Genomic DNA, 19855 nt, shown 5'->3' with positions numbered 1-19855 from the left:
AGATGGTATGAGCAGAATTGATTTCACAGATCTCGACGGCAAGGTCCTGCGGGTGTTCCTGACGATACTCGAAGAAAGCTCGGTCTCGAAAGCCGCGGACCGGCTGGGCGTAACGCAATCGGCTATCAGCCATACGCTCGGTAAGTTGCGGCAGGTGCTGGGCGATCCGCTGTTTGTCAGGTCCGGTCAGGGACTGACCCCAACCGAGCGCGCTTTGTCTCTGAAAGAGCCGGTACAGCAGGTGTTGGACAGCATGCGCGCGCTGACCGAAGGCCGCCCGTTTGATCCGCTGTCCGAGCAGATGGACGTTCAGATCGCCACAAATGATATGCCGCGCGAGCTTATATTTCCCGATCTGTTGCGGGAAACGCGTGAAGAAGGCGTCCGGTTGCGGCTGGAGTTCATCCCCTCGGGCGTTCCCGACCCGGACCTGCTGCGTAGCGATCGGTGTCAGTTGATGCTGACCCCTCTGCCGCCGGATGGGCCGGATATCTTTCAGAAACGGCTGATTACCAGCCCGCTGATAGTATTCTACGACGCCTCCCGTCGCGATCCGCCCAAGGATTGGCAGGCCTATTGCAACAGCGACCATGTCGAGGTGCGCTTTGCCGATGGGCGAAACGCCCGCGCTGTTATGCGTGGCGTGGATCAGAGCCAGATCAGACCGCCCGTCGTGACCTTGCCGCATTTCAACGCGATCCCGCCCTTCGTGAAAGGCAGCGACCTGATCTCGACCGATACGGCGTTGATGAAACGCGGTCCGCTTGCAGCGCTGGACTGCGCGCCGCTGCCGTTCAAATGCGAGCCGGTGTCGATCTATATGGTCTGGCACCAACGCTCGGCCAACGACCCGGCACATCGTTGGTTACGCGAACGGATTGAGGCCATTGCCACAACTCTTCAGACCTGAGACAGCAACCAGTCGCGCATCTGTCTCACCAACTCTGGTTGACGCGGTTTCTGCGGGGTGACGATGAAAAAGCTCAGGTCATCAACCAGCACCTCGGAGAGCGGCTGCACCAACCGACCCGAGGCCAGTTCTGCCGACACAAGCGGTGCGTTGGCCAGCGCAAACCCCTGCCCAGAGATTGCGGCATCTATCGCCAGGCTTGTCTGGCTGAAACTCATCATCCGGGGTCGCCCATCGACCCCGGCGCGTTCCAGAAACAGGGGCCACAGCCCATGGGAATCGCTGAGCAGAACGTGCTGCATCAGATCGTCTGGACCAGAGATTTGCGCGGCAAGCTCCGAGCTGCCAACCACCACGAACTCGGTCGAAAACAGGGGCGTCGCCTGCAAGCCCTGTGCAATCGGCATTCGGCTTTGACGCACTGCGATGTCGACTCCGTCCGACCTGAAATCCGCCAACCGCTCGCGCGCGTCGACCTGCACCGAGATGTCGGGATATCGGGTCACAAAATCACTCAGACGCGGCACCAGCCATTTTGAGGCAAAGCTGGGCGTGACCGAGATCGTGATCTGCCGCTGATCGGCCAAATCATCTACAGCCTCTTCGATCAGCCGAAACGCCCGGCGCAGCGGTGCGTGGAACCGACGCCCCGCTTCGGTCAGGCGCAATCCTCGTGGAAGGCGTTCGAACAGCGCCGTCCCCAGTCGTGCCTCAAGCCCGCGCACCTGTTGCGCAACCGCCCCTTGGGTTACGCCGATTTCTTCCGCGGCAAGGCGAAAATTCAGGTGACGCGCCGATGCTTCAAAGGCGCGCATCGCGTTGAGAGGTGGAAGAGCGGGCATTCCCTGACTGTAGATTTTCTACTGCCAATGCGCAACAGAACTGATTGGTCAAATTGATCTTGCTGCGCCATCGTCTTGCGAAACAAGGCATAGGAGCGTGTAGATGGAAAAAGTAGCTTTGATCACCGCAGGCGGCAGCGGCATGGGCGCAGACAGTGCGCGCAGATTGGCAGCGGACGGATTCAAGGTCGGCATCCTGTCTTCCTCGGGCAAGGGTGAGGCGCTGGCGAATGAGTTGGGCGGCGTGGGCATCACCGGCTCGAACCAATCAAATGACGATCTGCAGAAGCTGATCGATGCCGCGATAGCCCATTGGGGGCGGATCGATGTGCTGGTCAACTCGGCAGGTCACGGCCCTCGCGCGCCGGTACTGGAACTGACGGATGAGGATTGGCACACCGGCATGGATGTCTATTTCATGAACGCCGTACGGCCCACACGATTGGTAACCCCGATCATGCAGGCGCAGGGCGGTGGGTCGATCATCAACATATCGACCTTTGCCGCCTTCGAGCCTGATCCGGTGTTTCCGACCTCTGGCGTATTCCGAGCGGGGCTGGCGGCATTTACCAAGCTGTTCTCGGACCAATACGCCGCGGACAACATCCGCATGAACAACGTCTTACCCGGTTTCATCGACAGCCTGCCCGAGAAGGAAGAGTTCCGCGCGCGCATTCCACTGGGCCGCTATGGGCGCAGCTATGATGAGATCGCCTCGGTCGTGGCCATGCTCGCCTCCGAAGGCGGAGGCTACATCACTGGACAAAACATTCGCGTCGACGGTGGAATCACCCGGTCTGTCTGACGTCAGAACCGGGCCTTGATGAGATGCGTCAGCGCCGCGCCGGTTTCGAAATAGGCGCGGCGCAGGCCGGTCCAGCGCTCGCTGTAATCGGACACCGCAGGCACCGGCAAAAGCACGGGGTCGTCCTGCAACAGGCTCTGCGCGGTCAGGCGGCCAAACACGGTGCCGGGACCGATACCGCGACCCGAATATCCGTGGATGGCAAGCGCGTTCGGTCCGATCCGGGTGATCTTGGGGATATGGTCCGAGGTCATGGCAATGCGCCCGTGCCAGCCTTGTTCCAAGGGTTGATCGGCCAGTTGCGGATAAAGCTCGGCCAATTTACGCTTGGCCCACGCGGTATGTGTCGCGCTTCCCGCATGGGCAAGATCGCCCATCGCACCGAGGATGAAGCGCCCCTCGTGATCCATCCGGAGCGAGGTCATGATCAGGCCGGTATCCCACGCCCCCTCACCGCCCGGCAGAATGCTGGCCCGCAGATTGTCAGACAGAGGTGCCGTGGCGTATTGGAAATAATAGACCGGCACATAAGCCGGTGCAGAGTCGGCCAGATTCTGGTGATACGCGTTGGTCGCCTGGATCACCGACTTTGCCCGAACGGTGCCTTGTGGCGTCGTCAATATCCAGACATCGCCATCATGCCGCGTCGACCGCACCGGGCTTTGTACAAAGATCTGCGCGCCGGCCTCCTGCGCCGCGCGCGCCAGACCGCGCACATATCCCAGTGGCTGGATCGTACCTGCACGCGGGTCAAATAACGCTCCTTGAAACGCCTCGCTACCGGTGCGGTTCGTGGCCTGATCCGAAGAAAGCAACTCGACCGGAGCACCTGTCGCGCTCAGTTGCGCGTAGCGGGATTGCAGGTCGCGCAAACCGGCCGCCGAATGCGCGCAATGCAGGGTGCCATTGCGGACCGGGTCGCAATCGATCCCATGTGCTTCGATCAGGTCGAACACCTCGGATGGAGCCGCACCCAGAAGATCGATCAGGCGGTTCCCGGCTTCCGTGCCCAGATATTTGCGTATCTCTTCAGGCGGCAACCACAGGCCCGCATTGGCAAACCCAACATTGCGACCGGAGCCTCCATGCCCGATCCCCTGCGCCTCAAACACACAGACCGAGGCCCCCGCCTGCGCGGCTGTCAGAGCGGCCGAACAGCCGGTATACCCACCGCCAATGACCGCAAGATCGACGGTGATGTCGCAGGTCAGAGGTTGGCTTTCCACGTGCTCGCGGCAGGTCTCTGACCAAAGGGACTGATCATGATCGCTCACATCGCGCTCCTTGCAGTATTACGGGTCCATTAGGGCGCAGGATCAGCCGGTTGCAAGCGTCCTTTGATCGTCACGACCCATGGCGATCAGGAAGGGCTGCGCCTCTTGCCGCGCCTGGAACGCGGCTTTGTCACCCATGCCACGCCAATCAGACAGAACCAGCGACTGCGCAACTGCGCCGCCCAAGGTGGTTCCGGGTCCGGTGACAATGAACAGATCGGGAGCAAATTCACGGGCCGCAGTCTGGATCGCGCGCGTGAAATCGTAAGGTTCGGTCACCTGATGGCCCAGAGTGTAATCCCACAGCGCCTGCGTATCCGTCGCCCCCGGCCACCAGATTTTACCGCGCCCGTCGATCAGGGGGCGATCCGGCTGGCCGAAAAGGTCCGCCCCCAGCCGCGCCCGACCTTCGGCCGCAACCGGCGCTTGCAACGCCGTGTGGAACGCGGCGTGGTTCGCCAATCGCATGGGAAAGCGTTCCTGTACCGTTGGCTGAGAAGCCTCGAACGCTTTCAGGCCGTCCTCGTTGCCTGCAAGAACCAGCATGCCGCCGAGATCAATCGACAAAGCCAATGTGTGGCCTTCGATCTGGTTGATACGCGCCACGTCGGCCAAAAGGTCAGCCTTGCGGGTGAGGTCATTGGCCCAGCTATCGTCTGTGAAGGGATAAACGAGTTGCCCGCCGATCAGATGCTCCTGCATCAGTGTGCCCATGGTGTTCACCACACGAAAGCCGTTCTCGGGCGACAGGGCACCGCCGGCGGCCAGTGCGATGTACCATCCCATTGAATTGCCCGTGACGGCCACCACTTCGATGTCCTCGGCCAGCGTTTGTGCATCAGCCAGCGACGCAGCATAGATCAGCGGGGACGCCACATCTCCGCGCGAGTATACATTGACGGTGTCGCGGTCCGCACCGTCCAGAGCGGTGACGGCCTCCTGCCCGGCCTCGACGCGGATGGTGTCAAAGTCGCGGAACATCTGCATCCGGTCGGCGTGGTGACGGTGCAGATAGCCCAGTTCAAGCTTGTTATAGGTCCCTCGACCGGGACAGATCACAACGGCGGTGCGGGTCATGATGCGCCTCCGGTCAGATTCAACGCTGCCGCGACGATATCGTCTTTTGAGGGCAGAGGCGCAGCATAGGAAGGACCAGTAGCGATGAAACAATCCTCGGCCACCACGCGGGCGGTTGGGGTGGAGGGACTTTCTTCGGCGAAGAAAGTCATCAGCGCCTCGGACTGGCTGCCGGTCTTGCGGCATTCGTCAACGATCAAAACATGCGCGCATGTTTTGGTGGCTTCACGCAAAGCTTCGACCGGCAGAGGAGCCAGCCAACGCATGTCGACAATCCGGGTTTTCAGACCCGCCGCCTCAATTTCGGGCAAAGCCTGTTGCGACAGGTAATGCCCGTTGCCATAGGTCACGATGGCGAGATTGGTGCCATCCCCATGTACGCCCACCTCGCCCAGCGCAATTATTTGATCCCGCGCAGGATAGGTGGTCATCCATCCGCCATCCTGCGCCCCGTGCAGATCACGCATGGGATAAAGTGCAATCGGCTCAAGAAACACCACCACGCGTTGTTCTTCACGCGCCAATCGCACGCACTCGCGCAGCATCTGCACCGCATCCGCCCCGGTCGAAGGGCAGGCGATAATTACACCGGGGATATCCCGCAAAACGGCCAGTGAATTGTCGTTGTGGAAATGCCCGCCAAAGCCCTTCTGGTATCCGAGCCCCGCAATCCGCAGCACCATCGGGTTGGTGAACTGCCCGTTCGAGAAGAACGGCAAGGTTGCAGCTTCGCCCCTGATCTGGTCCTCGGCATTGTGCAGATAGGCCAGAAACTGGACCTCGGGGATCGGGATGAAACCATTGTGGCCCATACCGATCGCAAGACCCAGAATGGATTGTTCATCCAGCAGCGTATCAATCACCCGGTCCGGACCAAAGCGTTGCTGCAGCTTCTGTGTCACGCCATAGACGCCACCTTTGCGGCCCACATCTTCGCCCATGCAAACGATCTCGGCATGTTCCAGCATCTGATCGGTCAGCGCCCAGTTGATCAGGCGGCTCAGCGGTTGGGGCTCATCCATCGCGCGCATGTCCCCGCCGAAGGCTTTGGCCCGCGCCTCGGCGCTGGGGCCGTTGGTCGGTTTACATGGGCGCTTGGGCGGGATCAGGCTGGCCATGACCTCGGCCGCATTGGCCAGATGGGGGCGTGAGGCAGCCTCCGCCGCCACGCGGTCGGTGCGAGCGCAAGTCTCTTCGTAGATTTTCAGCGCCTGATCCGGGGACAATGCCCCCGCCTGATCCAGCAGGCGCACGGAATGCAACAGAGGGTCGTTGGCCTCATCCGCCTCAACCTCGGCTTTCGGCAGGTAGGTCGTAGGCACATCCGCACCGGCATGGCCATAAAGACGCACGGTTTTCAGATGCAGGAACGCGGGCTTGCGCCGGGTGCGGACATAGTCGGCAGCCTCCAGCGCCACGGCGAATGTCTCGTATATGTCGAGGCCATTGGCCTGAAAGTACTTGATCCCGGGCCGATGCTCCATCGAGGCCTGAATCCAACCCTTGGGAGTCTTAACCGAAATTCCGATCCCGTTGTCTTCGCAGACAAACAGCAGCGGCAGTGGGGTCGATTGCACGCTGGTCCAGCCCGCGGTGTTGATCGCCCCCTGCGCGGTCGAATGGTTGGCTGAGGCATCGCCGAAGGAACACATCGCAATCCCGTCTTCAGGAAGATTCCGATGCTCCGGATCATGCCGCCGCGCCGCACCCAAGCTATAGGCCGTGCCGACAGCTTTGGGCAGGTGGCTGGCAATCGTAGAGGTCTGCGGCGGGATCGTCAGAGCCTTGGAGCCCAGAACCTTATGCCGCCCGCCCGAGGTGGGGTCTTCTTTGGAACAGGCAAAACTCAACAGCATGTCCCAGGCGATCTGCTGGCCCGGCACCTGTTCGGCGCGGGCGATCTGGAACGCGGCATCGCGGTAATGCAGGAACGCGATATCCGTCGGCCTCAACGCTTGGGCAACCGCTGCCATCCCCTCATGTCCTGAAGACCCGATCGTATAGAACCCCTGCCCCGTCTTCTGCATGGCGCGACTGGTCCGATCCAAGGCGCGGCTGAGCACCTGTGACCGAAACAGCGACACGGCATCGGTCGGGCTGAGCCCAGGTCGCGGAGGCGCACCTTCGGGCAGGTCGCGCTGTGCAACGCGGGTCAGGAAGTTCTCATGTACGATCTGGGCACGGTCCATGGGTCTTGCCTTGTCTGGTCGGTGTCATCGGCCCGTCGGCCACTGGCTAATTTGTCCCGCGCTCTGCCGGGGATTTCAAGCTCAACGCTCTGGCGAGCGTAGGGGTCATTTTAAACTCATCGCTCTGGCAGCGGGAAAAAACCAGTGCTATTGCATCCAAAAGGTATGAGGTTTCATCATATGATTGCACCACGCCGGTTTCTTCCCTCCGTTTCGTCTCTGCTGGCATTGGAGGCCGTCGACAGGCTGGGCAGCGCATCAGCCGCAGCGGAAGAGTTGTCTTTGACACAAAGCGCAATCAGCCGTCAGCTGAAGACGATGGAAGATCAGCTGGGCGTGCAACTGATCGAGCGCAGCCAGATGCGTCTGCATCTGACACCTGCGGCCAAAGACTATGTGCAAACCGCAAGGTCCGCGCTGCAGGAACTGGCGCAGGCGGCGCTGAAGCTGAAGGCAAACCCGGCGGGCGGTTCACTGGACCTTTCGATCCTGCCCGCTTTTGGCATGCATTGGCTTGCCCCCCGGCTGCAGGGCTTTGCCCGCCGCCACCCTGAGGTCACGGTCAATCTGGGCACCCGGCTGAAGCCGTTCGATTTTGCCTCTGAACCCTTCGATGCAGCCATTCATTTCGGCCAGAGAGACTGGGCCGGGGTCCACTATCTGCCGATCATGCGAGAAGAGGTGCTGCCGGTCTGCGCACCGGGGTTGATCGGAACCACCGCCGACACGTTGGAGGCCCTTCGCACCACCCCATTACTGCATCTGGAATCACGTCCGGACGCCTGGGAGAAATGGTTTGAAATGCAGGGCCATTCCGTCACCGGCTTACGAGGGATGCTGTTTGATCAGTTCTCGACCATGATACAGGCCACGATACATGGATTGGGCGTCGGTCTATTACCTGCATATCTGGTGCAGGACGATCTGGAAGCCGGGCGTCTGGTGCCCGCTTGGGAAGGACCTCCTGTCAGTTTGGGCGACTATTATCTCGTCTGGCCCAATGACCGTGCCACGCCCGAACCGCTGAAATCCTTTCAGGATTGGCTAAGGGATCAACTGGCTTCGGAATAAGTCAGAACTTGCCGTTGCCATTTTTCCATTGCTCACGTGGCGCAATGGCTTCGACGGTGTCCCAGTGTTCGACGATCTTGCCATCCGCGATGCGGAAGAGATCATAGAACGCGCTATGCTTCCCCTGAAACTCACCCTCGCAGACGGTCAGAACAAAATCGCCCTCAGCCAAAACCCGATGCAGGTGCCGATAATTCACCCTGTCTGGGTCTGAGAGTTCAGCCCGCAACACGGCAATGTCATCGGTCAGGCGCGGGTTGTGTTCCATGTAGGCAGCCGCATCGATGCAAGAGGCGAGTTGCTCCAAATCACCGCCAATCAGAGCCGCCTCAACAAAGGATCGAACGAAAGCCCGGTTCTGTTCGGTCAATGCAGGATCACCAACCTCAGTCGACCCATCAACCATACTGTGACCCGACGCATTGGGGCCTTGGCGGGCCTGTATGTTGTCCCAATGCTCCACCGCCTGCCCATCTGCAAAACGGAACACCTCGAACCCGATATTGCGACGCGAGAAATCATACTCGGTATGGGCAAAAACAAACGCCCCATCCTCGAACGCCCGGACGATGTTGACGCGCGGAGAGGTCTCGGACAGACGCTTGAACAACGCAGCCAGCCCCTCGCTGCCTTCATGGGTCTGCGGGTTATGCTGGATGTAGCGCGCCTCGTTCACCACCGAGATCGGGCCGGGATCACCGGATTCGATGCTTTTGAGCAAGGCGCAGATGCGGGATTTGTTCGACGCCGCCATGAGCACGTTCCTTTTTGCCGAACCAACTTGTAGCAATCATGGCAGGCGGATTGCGCATCGGCAATGTCGGTGCGCGTCAAAGGCTGCGCGACCTTCGGCCTTGCGTCCTGCGGACGGCAGGAGGGCCAGGCAGGCGCGGGCGGGAGCGCTTTGCCTCAGACGTCCAGCGAACGGGCGATGAGTTCTTTCATGACCTCATTGGTGCCGCCATAGATCATCTGAACCCGCGCATCCGCATAGAGCCGCGCGATCGGGTATTCCATCATGAACCCATAGCCGCCGAAAAGTTGCAGACATTCGTGCATGATCTCGTTCTGCACTTCAGAGCCCCAGTATTTCACCATCGAGGCGGTGGCCGCATCCAACTCACCTGCCTCAAGCTTGCCGATGCAATCGTTGACGAAACTGCGCAGCACTTCGGCCTTGGTTTTGCATTCGGCCAGTTTGAAACGGGTGTTCTGGAAATCCATTACCCTCTGACCAAAGGCCTTGCGCTCCTGCACGTATTTCACCGTCTCGGCGATGGCGAAGTCAATCGCGCCCAGCGCCATGATGCCAATGGTCAACCGCTCCCATGGCAGCTGTTTCATCAGTTGATAGAACCCCTGCCCCTCTTCCGGGCCCAGCAGGTTGGTCATGGGCACTTTGACGTCTTCAAAGAACAGCTCAGCCGTATCGTTGCCCTTCATCCCCAGCTTCTTCAGGTTACGCCCGCGTCGGAACCCCTCGGCCCCTTCCGTTTCGACCGCGATCAGCGACACCCCCTTGGCGCCCAGCGATTTATCGGTTTTGGCCGCGACGATCACGAGATCGGCGGACTGACCGTTGGTGATGAAAATCTTGGACCCGTTCAGCCGATAGGAATTGCCATCCTTTTCGGCGCTGGTCTTGACCGCCTGCACGTCCGACCCGGTGCCCGGTTCGGTCATAGCCAGCGCACCGATCATCTCACCCGACGCAAGTTTCGGCAGCCATCGCTGTTTCTGATCCTCGCTGCCATAGGCAGTGATATAGTGGGTTACGATGGATTGGATCCCGTACCCCCAACCGGCGTCCCCGCGTGCGGTCTGCTCATAGAGCGTCACGGAATCAAATCCCATGCCGCCACCCACGCCGCCATACTCCTCGGCAATCGAGCCCGCCATCAGGCCCGCCTGCCCGGCCTGCAGCCAGAACGCGCGATCCACGACACCGTTTTCGATCCAGGTTTCGGCGTTGGGCACCAGTGCATCATCCATGAACCGGCCCGCCATATCGGCAAACATCCGGTGTTCGTCAGTAACCCAGGCGGCGGTGCTGGTAAAAAGCGACATCAAAAGCTCTCCAGATCAAGTGTTTGTTCAACGCTATCCTTGCACGCGATTCCTTCCAATCCATGTGACGTTGCGTCCGCGCAGTTCGCTACGCAACGTCCCTTTGTGCGCCAACCTCTTGGGATCACATCTGAGTTCCACCGGGTGACAAGCCCATCCCAAGCGGCTTTTATCCTTGCCAACCATATCGACGAGAGAAAACCCATGCCGCGTGCCTTTTCCGAACTGACCTTCACACCCGCCGTGCGCGCCCACCAAGAGCGCATGGGTTCGGCGGACGGTTATGCAAAATTCATCGAAGGTGGGCCGCAGCAAGGCCACCGGATTGGTCCGGCTGAGCAAGAGTTTATTCAGGCCCGGGACGGGTTCTATCAGGCCACCGTGTCCGAGACAGGCTGGCCTTATGTGCAGTACCGTGGCGGACCGATTGGATTTCTCAGGGTTCTGGACGACCGAACCATCGGCTATGCGGATTTCTCAGGCAATCAGCAGTATATTTCGCGCGGCAATCTGGACGGCAACGACCGGGTTGCGCTGATCCTGATGGATTACGCAAACAGCCGCCGCCTTAAGATACTTGGGCGGATGGCTTTCACCGAAGGGGCAAATGCTGCTGCCCACCTCTTTCCAGAGGGTGCCGAAGCCAAGGCTGAGCGCGCCGCGATCCTCCATGTCGAAGCGCTGGACTGGAACTGCCCGCGCCACATCACGCCCCGCTTTACTGAGGCCCAATTGAGGCCGCACATGAACGCGCTGGGTCAGCAATTGGCTGAGCTGCAGGCCGAAAATCAAAGACTGCGTCAGGAACTGGCCGCATTGAAGTCTGCAACCACCTAACCCGCGCCAAACCGACGCGGGCCAGGGAAATGATGGCTCAACCCTTGACCTTCCCGTGACTGGAACCCTTATGTCAGGGGCGAAAGTCACTTTTGGGACGACTCGGATGTCGGCATCACAACACGATCAGATCAAGATTACGGGCATGAACTGCGCCTCCTGCGTCGGCCGGGTTGAGGCCGCGTTGGGTGCGTTGCCCGGCGTCAGAGAGGCCGCGGTGAACTTTGCGACCGGCACGGCGGATGTGACTCATGACACCGCGCTTTCGGATATTCTGACTGCGTTGGATACCGCGGGCTACCCTGCGGCGACACGTCAGGCACGTTTGAAGATCGATGGGATGAGCTGCGCGTCCTGTGTCTCCAGGATCGAGCGTACTCTGCATGCCATCCCCGGTGTGACGGAGGCATCGGTCAACCTCGCCAATGCAAGCGCCGTGATCGACTATGCCGACGGCTTGACCGATCCGGCATCGCTGGCAAAACGCGTGTCCGAGGCCGGATACCCAGCCAGACCCGCCGATACGGGCGCAGAGGATCAGAATGAGAAAGCCGAAGAACTTGCCGGTTTGCACCGTACGACACTGATCGCGGCGGCGCTGGCCGTGCCGGTGTTCGTCCTTGAGATGGGCGGGCATATGATCCCGGCCTTTCATCAATGGATGATGGCCACAATTGGGGCACAGACCAGTCATGTGATCCAATTCGCCCTGACCACGATATTGCTGATCGGTCCCGGGCGCGTGTTTTATGCCAAAGGTATCCCCTCGCTTCTGCGCGGCGCGCCGGACATGAATGCGCTCGTCGCGCTGGGTACCGGGGCTGCGTATCTTTATTCGGTGATTGCAACCTTTGTACCGCAGGTGCTGCCGCAAGGCACCGCCAATGTGTATTTCGAGGCCGCAGCCGTCATTGTCGTACTGATCCTGCTAGGCCGTTTGCTGGAGGCCCGTGCCAAAGGGCGGACCGGGGCCGCCATACGCAAACTGGTTAGGCTGCAGCCCAAAACTGCACGTGTCAAAAAAGATGGTCAGCTGATCGACCGCCCCATCGCCGAGATAGTGGTCCGTGACATCGTTCAAATCCGACCCGGAGAGCGCGTGCCTGTGGATGGTACCGTGCTGGACGGCAATTCTTATATCGATGAGAGCATGATTACGGGCGAGCCCGTGCCCGTTGGCAAAGCCATCGGTGACCCTGTTGTTGGCGGGACAGTTAACGGCACCGGGTCTCTGCGCATTCAGGCGACGCATGTGGGCGCGGATACGGTCCTGGCGCAGGTCATCGGGATGGTCGAGCAGGCGCAGGGGGCAAAGCTGCCCATTCAGGGGCTTGTCGACCGGATTACCTATTATTTCGTCCCTGCCGTTATGGCGATTGCTGTGCTGACGGTAGCGGTGTGGTTGATCTTTGGCCCTGCCCCGGCCTTGCCATTGGCTTTGGTCGCCGGGGTATCGGTCCTGATCATTGCCTGCCCCTGCGCGATGGGTCTGGCGACGCCGACCTCGATCATGGTGGGCACGGGCCGCGCGGCCGAGTTGGGCGTACTGTTCCGCAAGGGCGACGCGTTGCAACAATTGCAACAGGCCAAGGTCATCGCGCTGGACAAAACAGGGACGCTGACACTGGGCCGACCGGAACTGGAAGAGGTCATCATCACCAACGGATTTGACCGCGCCGAGGTTCTGCGCCTCGCCGCCGCTGCCGAGGCCCGGTCCGAGCACCCGATCGCCACAGCGATCACCCGCGCGGGGCCAGAAGCCTTGCCCGATATCGAAGCGTTCGAGTCCCTGACTGGCCTCGGCCTGCGCGCTCAGATCGAAGGGCGCGACGTGCTGGTTGGCGCAGATCGGCTGATGGCCCAGAATGACATTGATCTGGGCGAACTGCAGACCGAGGCGCAAAAGCGCGCTGCACAAGGTGCGACACCGATCTATGTCGCCATCGACGGTCAGGCCGCAGCAGCTTTGGCCGTATCCGATCCGATCAAACCGGGTACGACCGAGGCGCTGACCCGCTTGCATGATATGGGCGTAACGCTGGCGATGATCACCGGCGACAATGCACAGACGGCTCAGGCTTTGGCCGACCGTTTGGGCATCGATCATGTCACAGCCGAGGTGTTGCCCGATGGCAAGGTCGCCGCGATCTCAGCCCTGCAGCAGCAGTTCGGTGCACTCGCTTTTGTGGGCGACGGAATTAATGATGCTCCGGCGCTGGCAACGGCGGATATCGGTGTTGCGATTGGCACCGGCACCGATGTGGCGATTGAAACTGCAGACGTCGTACTGATGTCAGGCGATCTGCGCGGCGTGGCCAATGCGGTCGAGATCAGCCGCCGGACCATGCGCAACATCCGGCAGAACCTTGGCTGGGCCTTTGGCTACAACACGCTTCTGATCCCGGTTGCTGCCGGGGTGTTGTATCCGTTTGGCGGGCATCTGTTATCGCCGGCTCTGGCCGCAGGAGCGATGGCGCTCTCGAGCGTCTTCGTCGTTTCAAACGCGCTGCGCCTGCGGCGTGTAAGAGCCAGCCTGCCGGAGGCGCAGACCAATACGAGCCAAAGAGAGGTGGCGGCATGAATATCGGAGACGTCTCGACCCGCACCGGCCTGCCTGCCAAGACAATTCGGTATTACGAGGACATCAACCTGATCAAACCGCTGCGCGACGACAACGGATATCGGCGTTTTCGGGATCAGGACATTCACAAGCTGAACTTTCTGGGCCGCGCCCGCGCCCTGGGGTTCACGATCGAGGATTGTCGCACTCTGTTGGCGCTCTACGAAGACGAATCCCGTGCCAGCGCTGATGTGAAACGCGTGGCGCGCGATCATCTGGCCCGGATCGATGCGAAGATCGTCGATCTGAAGGGCATGCGCGATACGCTCAGCCATCTTGTCGACGCCTGCGCCGGAGATGACCGCCCGGATTGTCCGATTCTGAAAGACCTGGGCCACAAAGCGTGACGCGGGGTTGCCCTTTGGGCTCAGCTTTGCTTTGTCTTCGCTGAACATTCCGGCGCGATGCGCGCGCCGGACAGCGGAGGGGATCTCAAAAATGGCAAAAGTCGCGTTCCTTGGCCTGGGTGTCATGGGCTATCCGATGGCGGGGCACCTGCAGGCTGCAGGGCATGAGGTCACGGTTTACAATCGCACCGCAAGCAAGGCCGAGACCTGGGTTGCACAGCATGGTGGCGCGATGGCGACCACGCCGCGCGCAGCGGCGGAGGGTGCGGATTTCGTGATGGCCTGCGTCGGGAATGATGACGATCTGCGCATGGTTTGCTCTGGTGAGGAAGGTGCCTTTCACGGGATGGCGGAGGGTGCGATCTTTGTGGATCACACCACCGTTTCAGCGAAAGTGACGCGCGAGCTTTATGCGGCCGGTCAAGCGAAGGGTATTGCTTTTGTCGACGCGCCGATCTCGGGCGGACAGGCGGGCGCTGAGAATGGCGTGTTGTCGATCATGTGCGGTGGGGATCAGGCGGCTTACGACAAGGCCGAGCCTATGATGCAGGTCTATTCGAAGATCTGCCGCAGGATTGGTGACAGCGGCGCGGGTCAGATGACCAAGATGTGCAACCAGATCGCCATCGCCGGGCTGGTGCAGGGCCTGAGCGAAGCGTTGCACTTTGCCGAGAAAGCCGGGCTGGATGGCCGCGCTGTGGTGGAGGTGATCAGTCAAGGCGCCGCAGGCAGTTGGCAGATGGCGAACCGCTATGAGACCATGCTGGATGATCATTTTGAGCATGGCTTTGCCGTGGATTGGATGCGCAAGGATCTGGGGATTTGTCTGGAAACTGCAGATGAAACCGGGGCGTCCTTGCCGGTGACTGCTCTGGTCGATCAGTTTTACAAGGATGTGCAGAAGCTGGGCGGGGGGCGTTGGGATACGTCCTCTCTGTTCAAGCGGTTGCGCGCGTTGGGGTGATCGAAGAGGGGGCTGTCTGCCCCCCATCGCGCCTGTCGGCGCGATTCCCCCCGAAGATATTTTTGGCCAGATGAAGAGGATCCCCTTTGGGGAGAGCTAAGGGGTGTCGCATGAGCGATTTGAACGCATATTGGGCCGGGAAGCTACGCCAACGCTGGGGGCTGGATGCTCGGTTGACGCGGTTGGATGGGGAATATGACCTCAACTTTCTGGTGCAGGCGACCAACGGTCAGGATTATGTGCTGAAGGTCATGCGGGCGGGGTGTGAGCCCGGATTGGTCGATTTGCAGATCAAAGCCTTGGAACATATCGCTTCGGCAGCGCCCGGGCTGCCTTTTCCAAAGGTCTTCCCCGATCTCTCGGAAGCGATGTTGCCCGCAATTGAAGATGAAAGCGGAACGGAACGGTTGGTTTGGTTGCTGGAGCGGTTGCCGGGTGAGTGTTATGCGCGCAGCGCGCCCAAGACAGAGGATCTGATCCTGAAGCTGGGTCGCGTGCTAGGCGCGACAGATCGGGCGCTGGAAGGGTTCGATCATGCGGGTCTGCATCGTGAGGGGTTCAAGTGGGACCTGATGCAGGCGGGTTGGATTGCCGATCAGTTGGAAGCAATTGAGGACACTGTGCGGCGTGCCCTGTTGCAGGATGTTGTGGCTGGCTTTGATGCCATTCGCAGCCAGCTGGATGATCTGCCCAAACAGGCCATTCACAATGATGCAAATGACTACAACATTCTGGTCGAGGGTGAATTGAGCGAACGCCGCAGCGTCTCGGGCCTGATTGATCTTGGAGATATGTGCGCCGCACCGCGGATATGCGATCTTGCGATTGCCGGAGCCTATGTGGTGCTGGATCATCCCAAGCCCGAACGCGCGCTGGCAGCGCTGGTGCGCGGCTATCATGCCGCCAACCGGTTGCGCGCAGATGAGGTCGATTTGATCTGGCCTCTGTTGCAGATGCGGCTTGCGGTGTCCGTTGTGAACTCGACCCTTATGGCAGCGGAAAACCCGGATGACCCTTATGTGACGGTCAGTCAGGCCCCGGCGTGGCGATTTCTTGAGAACACATCGCTCAATGGCCATTTGATGTCGGCGCGGCTGCGCACGGCCTGTGGTTTGCCGGTGGTGGACGGAGCGGAGCGCATACATGCCTATCTGGCCAACCATCGCGGGCAGTTCGCGCAAATGTTCGGGCAGGATTTGAGCGCAACGCCCATGGGCTCGCTTTCGGTTGAAAATTCGACCTGGCCTCAGAACCCGTTCCACATGCCCCTTGAAGAGGCAGCGCGCGTGGGGGAGGAGTTCGGTGAAGGCCTTTGGCTGGGATATTACAACGAGCCCCGCCTGATCTATGCCGAGCCGGGTTTCCGCAAGGGGCCGTGGAAGGCCTCGGATCGGCGGACGGTGCATCTGGCTGTGGATGTGTTTGCGCCTGCGGGGACCGTTCTGCATGCGCCGCTCAGTGGTCGGGTCGAAGCGGTAGAAAACCGCGATGCGCATCTGGACTATGGCGGGGTGGTGATCCTGCATCATGAGACGCCGGATGGCGATGCATTCTATACGCTTTACGGCCATCTTGACCCCGAGGTCTGCGACCGTTTGAAACCGGGAGATCCGGTGACGCAGGGCGCGGCTTTTGCGCAACTGGGGGACGCCACGCAAAACGGCGGTTGGGCGCCGCATGTGCATTTCCAACTGGCGTTGACCACACGAGGCATGCAAGCCGACTGGCCCGGCGTGGCCGATCCGGATGAGTTGGAGCTGTGGAATGCTGTCTGCCCCAACCCGGCTGCGCTGTTGAACCTGCCGGACGATAAGGTCGCGTATCGCCCGACGGACAAGCAGAAGATTCTGCAGGGGCGGCACAATCACTTCGGGGGCAACCTCAGCCTGACATACGATGATCCGGTCATGCTGGTGCGCGGTTGGAAGCACCATCTGTTCGATGAATGGGGTCGCCCCTATCTGGACGCCTATAACAACGTGCCCCACGTGGGGCACGCGCATCCGCGGATTCAGGCGGTCGCAGCGGATCAGCTGAAGCGGATGAACTCGAACACCCGCTATCTGCACCCTGCACAGACCGCCTTTGCTGAGAAGGTCTTGTCAAAACTCCCCGACCGGTTAGAGGTCTGCTTCTTCGTCAACTCCGGCACCGAGGCCAATGAGCTGGCCTTGCGTCTGGCGCGGGCGCATACCGGGGCGAAGGGGATCGTGACGCCGGATCACGGGTATCATGGCAATACCAACGCGGCGGTGGCGATCTCGGCCTACAAGTTCAACAAGCCGGGCGGCGTCGGCAAGGCGGATTGGGTGGAGCTGGTTGAGGTCGCGGATGATTATCGCGGCGCGTTCAAGCGGGACGATCCCGACCGCGCCACAAAATTCGCGAATTTTGTCGATCCCGCGATTGCCGCTTTGCAGGAACGCGGCCACGGTGTCGCTGGATTCATCGCAGAAACTTTCCCGTCGGTCGGAGGGCAGATCATTCCGCCCAAAGGCTATCTGCCTGCCGTCTATGAAAAAATCCGCGCTGCGGGTGGTGTTTGCATCGCCGACGAAGTGCAGACCGGGCTTGGTCGTCTTGGAGAGCATTATTTCGGCTTCGAACATCAGGGCGCGCTGCCGGATATCGTGGTGATGGGCAAACCCATCGGCAACGGGCATCCTCTGGGTGTGCTGGTCACGACCAAAGAGATCGCACAAAGCTTTGATAACGGGATCGAGTTCTTCTCGACCTTCGGCGGGTCAACCCTGTCCTGCCGCATCGGTAAAGAGGTGCTGGATATCGTTGATGACGAAGGTCTGCAGGACAATGCCCGCGTTATGGGAGCCCGCCTGATGGAAGGGCTGCGGCAGATCGAAACCGATTTCCCACAGGTCGGCGATGTGCGCGGCATGGGTCTGTTTCTGGGTGTCGAGCTGATCAATCCCGATGGTTCAGAGGCCAGCGAGATCTGCAGCTATGTCAAAAACCGGATGCGGGATTATCGCATTCTGATCGGCAGTGAGGGGCCGAAGGACAACATCCTGAAGATCCGCCCCCCGCTGACGATCGAAGCCGAGGATGTGGATATGATCCTCTGGGCCCTGCGCGATGTGTTGTCCGTGGTGGGCGATTACACGCCAGAGCCTTCTTGCGATCATGATCATCATCACGCTGGCTGCGGCTGCTGCTAAAAGACAAAACCCCGGCAAAATGGCCGGGGTTTTGAGTTTACCGATCAGTGGAGCACCGAACTTGGGGGGTGGTGCCCTGTCGTCGGCAGGGGGATTGAGGCGGTCATGCGGCGCAAGGCCAGACCAAGTTCTTCTGACAACGACGCCAGAGCGGGGGCGAAATCCGGGCGCACGATCAAAGAGGCCATCATCATCGCATCTTCGCGCGCGCCTTCGGAGGCGGCGGCAATCATCTGGGCAAAGCAGTTCTCATCGGCGCCCAGACAGGCACATCCGAGCCCGTGCCGAACCAGTGGTCTCCGCCCGTGATGAGCACAGAGCGCACACAACCGATCCAGCGTCAGCATCGCGGCTCGACCATGATCCACGCCCAGCGCTATGTCGAAATCGCTGGCCGCATTGGCACGACCGGTTTCACCATCGCCCCAAAGACGCAGGTACATCACAGCACCTGCCTCAACCGGGGTCAGATCGGACAGTCGTCCGACAGCGGCACCGCCGCGCGATGCAGGCCTGCTCATTTCGTCAGGATCAGTTTGCCCGCGCGGGTGATGCGCAGGGTGTAAAGCTGATCACCAAGCTCGATATGAGCCAGGTTCCCGCCTGCGGTCAGATCTTCCGCCCTATGGGCGGGCAGCATCGAGATAGCATAGCTTTGGGTCGGATTGGGGGTCTGCGCGTTCATCGGGGCATCTCCAGAGCGTTTTGGCACTTGGCCTTATCTGTTCGTGGTTCGCTTGATCTGGCTGACCCGATCTCGGGTTGGCTGGCTGTTCTCAATCCTTAATCTGATAAAAATAGTAAGATTTGTCAACCCTTGGTTTTTTAGGTGTTTCAACCGCTTCCTGTTGCACAGATCGCCGCTGCGCCTTAGGCCTTGGGCGTACTTGGAAAGAGGCGGAATCGAACATGGTGGCAGTTGTAGTATTTGATCTGGACGGGACTCTGGTGGACAGCATCGCCGACATCGCAAATGCTGCGAACCGGATGCTGACAGATCAGGGCCTCACCCCCCTGCCCCAGGATACGATCCGAAGCTTCGTCGGCAACGGCTTGCCTAAACTGGTCGAGCGGGTCATCGATCATTGCGGTATCGACCGGGATCTACACCCGGAGCTGACACAGCTCACTCTACACCATTACAATGCCGCCGCCTGTGATCAGACCGCCGTCTATCCCGGCGTCCTCGAGGCTCTTGAACAACTGCGTGCCATGGGCTGCACTCTGGGCGTATGTACCAACAAGCCCGAAGAACCGGCGCGTCATGTCTTGGACGCACTGAATCTGTCACAGTATTTCGACGTGGTCTTTGGTGGCGACAGCCTGAACACCCGCAAACCCGACCCTGCGCATCTACACGCCAGCTTCGAGGCTCTGCCTGATACCGGCCCCCGCATATTTGTCGGAGACAGCGAAGTCGACGCTGAAACCGCGCACAGGGCGCAGGTACCATTCCTGTTGTTCACCGAAGGCTATCGCAAATCACCGATCACCGAGATGCACCATACGCTCAGCTATGCCGACAGCGCGGAATTGCCCGATCTGGTGAGCCAGATCCTCGGGGACACGCCACAGCACTCATGACCCCAAAAAAGAGAGAGGGGCCGGCCAAGGGGGTAAGAAGCCAGCCCCTCATCGGGGGAAATTTGTGAAAGTGGTACGGGCGTTCTGCCCGG

Annotated in this window: 17 protein-coding genes; 9 read left to right on the top strand and 8 right to left on the bottom strand. The window is 60.3% G+C overall.

Going from position 1 to position 19855, the window contains the following annotated elements; all coding sequences use genetic code 11:
• The first annotated feature begins 7 nt into the window (after positions 1-7).
• Positions 8-910 carry a LysR family transcriptional regulator gene (locus tag ACR0AZ_RS00495; protein WP_480468968.1) on the top strand — a complete coding sequence of 301 codons (903 nt, stop codon included), beginning with the start codon at positions 8-10 and terminating at the stop codon, positions 908-910.
• Here ACR0AZ_RS00495 and ACR0AZ_RS00490 read toward each other — a convergent pair.
• Entirely contained in the window at positions 901-1752 is an 852-nt protein-coding gene (locus tag ACR0AZ_RS00490) for a LysR substrate-binding domain-containing protein (protein ID WP_480666513.1), read from the bottom strand. The two genes, ACR0AZ_RS00495 and ACR0AZ_RS00490, sit on opposite strands and share 10 nt — an antisense overlap.
• A gap of 103 nt (positions 1753-1855) precedes the next feature.
• Here ACR0AZ_RS00490 and ACR0AZ_RS00485 point away from each other — a divergent pair, with 103 nt between their 5' ends.
• On the top strand, positions 1856-2557 hold the full coding sequence (locus ACR0AZ_RS00485; protein ID WP_480666512.1) for an SDR family oxidoreductase: 702 nt from the start codon (positions 1856-1858) through the stop codon (positions 2555-2557).
• Positions 2558-2559: 2 nt separating this feature from the next.
• Here the strand turns inward: ACR0AZ_RS00485 and ACR0AZ_RS00480 are convergent, their stop codons facing one another.
• From ACR0AZ_RS00480 to ACR0AZ_RS00470, 3 genes are read right to left on the bottom strand one after another with little or no spacing between them, the layout of a single operon-like run.
• Complete coding sequence (locus tag ACR0AZ_RS00480; RefSeq protein WP_480666511.1) at positions 2560-3831, bottom strand: NAD(P)/FAD-dependent oxidoreductase; 1272 nt, start codon at positions 3829-3831, stop codon at positions 2560-2562.
• A gap of 42 nt (positions 3832-3873) precedes the next feature.
• Positions 3874-4908 (bottom strand): ACP S-malonyltransferase, encoded by a 1035-nt coding sequence (locus ACR0AZ_RS00475; protein ID WP_480666510.1) that lies wholly within the window; start codon positions 4906-4908, stop codon positions 3874-3876.
• The gene (locus tag ACR0AZ_RS00470) at positions 4905-7097 is read right to left on the bottom strand and encodes a dehydrogenase E1 component subunit alpha/beta (RefSeq protein ID WP_480666509.1); all 2193 of its coding nucleotides are present in this window, start codon (positions 7095-7097) and stop codon (positions 4905-4907) included. Before ACR0AZ_RS00470 ends, ACR0AZ_RS00475 begins: the two co-directional genes overlap by 4 nt.
• Positions 7098-7277: 180 nt before the next feature.
• Between ACR0AZ_RS00470 and ACR0AZ_RS00465 the strand changes: the two genes are divergently transcribed.
• Positions 7278-8168 carry a LysR substrate-binding domain-containing protein gene (locus ACR0AZ_RS00465; protein ID WP_480666508.1) on the top strand — a complete coding sequence of 297 codons (891 nt, stop codon included), beginning with the start codon at positions 7278-7280 and terminating at the stop codon, positions 8166-8168.
• 1 nt (position 8169) lies between these two features.
• Here the strand turns inward: ACR0AZ_RS00465 and ACR0AZ_RS00460 are convergent, their stop codons facing one another.
• Positions 8170-8922 (bottom strand): nuclear transport factor 2 family protein, encoded by a 753-nt coding sequence (locus ACR0AZ_RS00460; RefSeq protein ID WP_480666507.1) that lies wholly within the window; start codon positions 8920-8922, stop codon positions 8170-8172.
• Between the two features lie 155 nt (positions 8923-9077).
• A complete protein-coding gene (locus ACR0AZ_RS00455) occupies positions 9078-10235 on the bottom strand; it encodes an acyl-CoA dehydrogenase family protein (RefSeq protein WP_480468960.1) in 1158 nt (385 codons plus the stop codon).
• 204 nt (positions 10236-10439) lie between these two features.
• Between ACR0AZ_RS00455 and ACR0AZ_RS00450 the strand changes: the two genes are divergently transcribed.
• The 5 genes from ACR0AZ_RS00450 (at position 10440) to ACR0AZ_RS00430 (ending at position 18179) form a co-directional block, all read left to right on the top strand.
• Complete coding sequence (locus ACR0AZ_RS00450; protein ID WP_480468959.1) at positions 10440-11072, top strand: pyridoxamine 5'-phosphate oxidase family protein; 633 nt, start codon at positions 10440-10442, stop codon at positions 11070-11072.
• 106 nt (positions 11073-11178) lie between these two features.
• On the top strand, positions 11179-13653 hold the full coding sequence (locus tag ACR0AZ_RS00445; RefSeq protein ID WP_480666506.1) for a heavy metal translocating P-type ATPase: 2475 nt from the start codon (positions 11179-11181) through the stop codon (positions 13651-13653).
• A complete protein-coding gene (gene cueR, locus ACR0AZ_RS00440; protein WP_480468957.1) occupies positions 13650-14039 on the top strand; it encodes a Cu(I)-responsive transcriptional regulator in 390 nt (129 codons plus the stop codon). Before ACR0AZ_RS00445 ends, cueR begins: the two co-directional genes overlap by 4 nt.
• Before the next feature lie 91 nt (positions 14040-14130).
• Entirely contained in the window at positions 14131-15003 is an 873-nt protein-coding gene (locus ACR0AZ_RS00435) for an NAD(P)-dependent oxidoreductase (RefSeq protein WP_480468956.1), read from the top strand.
• 110 nt (positions 15004-15113) lie between these two features.
• Positions 15114-18179, top strand: coding sequence for an aminotransferase class III-fold pyridoxal phosphate-dependent enzyme (locus ACR0AZ_RS00430; protein ID WP_480666505.1), 3066 nt, complete (start codon positions 15114-15116; stop codon positions 18177-18179).
• Positions 18180-18223: 44 nt separating this feature from the next.
• Here the strand turns inward: ACR0AZ_RS00430 and ACR0AZ_RS00425 are convergent, their stop codons facing one another.
• Both ACR0AZ_RS00425 and hemP read right to left on the bottom strand, forming a co-directional pair.
• Positions 18224-18700, bottom strand: a complete 477-nt coding sequence (locus ACR0AZ_RS00425) for a hypothetical protein (protein WP_480666504.1) — start codon at positions 18698-18700, stop codon at positions 18224-18226.
• Positions 18697-18864, bottom strand: a complete 168-nt coding sequence (hemP, locus tag ACR0AZ_RS00420; protein WP_480666503.1) for a hemin uptake protein HemP — start codon at positions 18862-18864, stop codon at positions 18697-18699. The genes ACR0AZ_RS00425 and hemP overlap by 4 nt, the downstream gene beginning before the upstream one ends.
• Before the next feature lie 224 nt (positions 18865-19088).
• Here hemP and gph point away from each other — a divergent pair, with 224 nt between their 5' ends.
• Entirely contained in the window at positions 19089-19763 is a 675-nt protein-coding gene (gph, locus tag ACR0AZ_RS00415; protein WP_480666502.1) for a phosphoglycolate phosphatase, read from the top strand.
• Positions 19764-19855 lie beyond the last annotated feature (92 nt).

The organism is Ruegeria sp. BE3 (genome assembly GCF_056538865.1).
Note: the sequence above shows the minus strand (reverse complement) of the source record. Positions and strands in the feature narration are given on the sequence as shown.